The organism is Pseudomonas sp. K5002 (genome assembly GCF_013386655.1).
GTDB lineage: Bacteria > Pseudomonadota > Gammaproteobacteria > Pseudomonadales > Pseudomonadaceae > Aquipseudomonas.
Window position 1 is genome coordinate 1 of the sequence record NZ_JACARK010000911.1, and the last position, 2,746, is coordinate 2,746.

A 2,746-nucleotide genomic window follows, 5' to 3' on the forward strand; every position below is an offset into this window, starting at 1 on the left:
AGGCGGCGATCAATGCCGCCCGCAGCAACCTGCCCAGCGACCTGTCCGGCAACCCGACGTACCGCAAGGTCAACCCGGCGGATTCGCCGATTCTGATCATCAGCCTGACCTCCGACAGCGCCACGCCGGGGCAGATGTATGACGTGGCCTCGACCCTGCTGGAGCAGAAGTTGTTGCAGACTACCGGGGTCGGTGACGTGACGGTGGGCGGCGGCGCGCTGCCGGCGGTGCGGGTGGAATTGAACCCCGACCGGCTCAACCAGTACGGCGTGAGCCTGGAGCAGGTGCGCCAGGTGATCAACGCCTCCAACGTCAACTTGCCCAAGGGCAACGTGGCCATCGGTGATCGCAACTACGGCATTGCGGCGAACGACCAGTTGCTCGATGAAAAGGACTACGGGCCGCTGGTGGTCAAGGCCCACAACGGCGACCTGATCCATATCGCCGACCTGGGCTACGTGCGCGAAGACGTGCAGGACCTGCGCAACTTCGGCCTGTCCAACGGTAAGCCGGCAGTATTGCTGGTGGTGTTCAAGCAGCCGGGCGCCAACGTGATCGAAACGGTGGACGCGGTGAAAGCCTCGCTGCCGTTCCTGCAAAGCTCGATTCCGGCGACGATCAAGCTCAACCTGCTGATGGACCGCACCACCACCATTCGCGCCTCGTTGCATGACGTCGAGATCACGTTGCTGGTGTCGATCCTGCTGGTGACCCTGGTGACCTTCGGCTTCTTCCGCGACTGGCGCAGCACCCTGGTGCCGGCGATTGTGGTGCCGCTGTCGCTGCTCGGCACCTTCGGCGCGATGTACTTCCTCGGCTACAGCCTGAACAACCTGTCACTCATGGCGCTGACGATTTCCACCGGCTTTGTGGTGGACGATGCGATTGTGGTGGTGGAAAACATCATGCGCCACCTGGAGCGCGGCAAGACCCGGGTGGAAGCGGCGCTGGCCGGTGCCCAGGAAGTCGGCTTCACGGTACTGACCATCAGCGTGTCGCTGGTGGCGGTGTTTATTCCGCTGCTGCTGATGGGCGGGATTGTCGGGCGGCTGTTCCGCGAGTTTTCGGTGTCGTTGTCGGTGGCCATTGTGATCTCGATGCTGATCTCGCTGACGGTTACACCGATGCTCGCCAGCGTGCTGCTGCGCGCGCCGAAAGAGATTCATGAAGGCAATGAACACCCGGATTCGCGCTTTCACCGCGTCTACGATCGCACCCTCGGTTGGGTGATCGACCATACGGTGCTGATGGGTTTTGTGACGGTGTTGGTGATCGTGCTCGCCGGCGTGTTGTACGTGCTGGTGCCCAAGGGTTTTTTCCCCCAGGAAGACACCGGGCGCTTGCAGGGCAGCATCCTGGCGAACCAGAGCATTTCCTATGGGGCGATGCAGAAGGACTTCACCGAGATCAACCGCAAGGTGATGAAAAACCCGAACATCGAAACCGTCGCCGGGTTTGTCGGCGGTGGCGGAGGGGGCGGCGGGGCGGTCAACAGCGCGCAGATGTTTGTATTGCTCAAGCCCCTGGGCGAGCGCAAGGACAACGCCACCGAAATCATCGGCCAGATCCGCCGCAGCCTCGGCGACTTGCCGGGCACCAAGCTGTATTTGCAGTCGGCCCAGGACATCACCGTGGGTGGCCGGCAAAGTGGCGCGCAATACCAATACACCCTGACCGCCGATGACCAGGAGTCGCTGGACGAATGGGTGCCCAAGGTGGTGGCGGTGCTGCGCAAATTGCCGCAACTCACCGACCTCAATACCGACCAGCAAGACAACAGCTTGCTGGCCAATGTGCAAATCAACCGGGACACGGCGGCGCGCCTCGGGGTGAGTGTCTCGGCGGTCGACCAGACGCTGTACGACGCCTTTGGCCAGCGCCAGGTCGCGACCCTGTATCGCGCGGCCAACCAGTACCACGTGGTGATGGAAATCGCTCCGGAATACTGGACCGACCCTTCCGCGCTCAAGGGCATTTATGTGCCGACGGGCACCCAGGCCACGACCACCAAGGGCACCACGGCGGCGCCCAACCTGACCACCGGGCAGACCCTGGTGCCACTCTCGGCACTGGCGGATAACACGGTGGCGCGCACCGCGATTTCCATCAGTCACCAGGGCACGTTCCCGGCGGTGACAGTCTCGTTCAACCTGGCGCCCGGCACGTCCATCGGCCAGGCCACGGCGATGGTGGACGATGCGGTGAAGCAGCTGCGCATGCCCGCCAGTGTGGTCGGCCAGTTTGCCGGTACGGCCCAGGTGTTCCAGTCGTCGGTGGCCAGTGAGCCGCTGCTGATCGTCGCTGCGTTGCTGTGCGTGTATATCGTGCTGGGCATCCTCTACGAAAACCTGACGCACCCGCTGACCATTCTTTCGACCTTGCCCTCGGCCGGCGTCGGTGCGTTGATCGCCTTGCTGCTGACCGGCACCGAGCTGTCGATCATTGCGCTGGTGGGGGTGATTCTGTTGATTGGTATCGTGAAGAAAAACGCGATCATGATGATCGACTTCGCGATCACCGAGCGGCGGGAGTTCGGCCTAACGGCCAAGGAAGCGATTCGCCGGGCGTGCCTGATCCGTTTCCGGCCGATCATGATGACGACCCTGGCGGCGATCCTTGGCGCGCTGCCGCTGGTGCTCGGCACCGGTTATGGCTCTGAGTTGCGCCGGCCGTTGGGGATTTCGATTATTGGTGGCCTGCTGTTCAGCCAGGTGCTGACGCTGTACACCACCCCGGTGATCTACCT

The 2,746-nt window shown here is 62.9% G+C and carries 1 protein-coding gene; it reads left to right on the plus strand.

Going from position 1 to position 2,746, the window contains the following annotated elements; all coding sequences use genetic code 11:
- A partial coding sequence (locus tag HX846_RS30855; RefSeq protein ID WP_178966844.1) for an efflux RND transporter permease subunit occupies positions 1-2,746 on the plus strand: 2,746 nt, incomplete at both ends.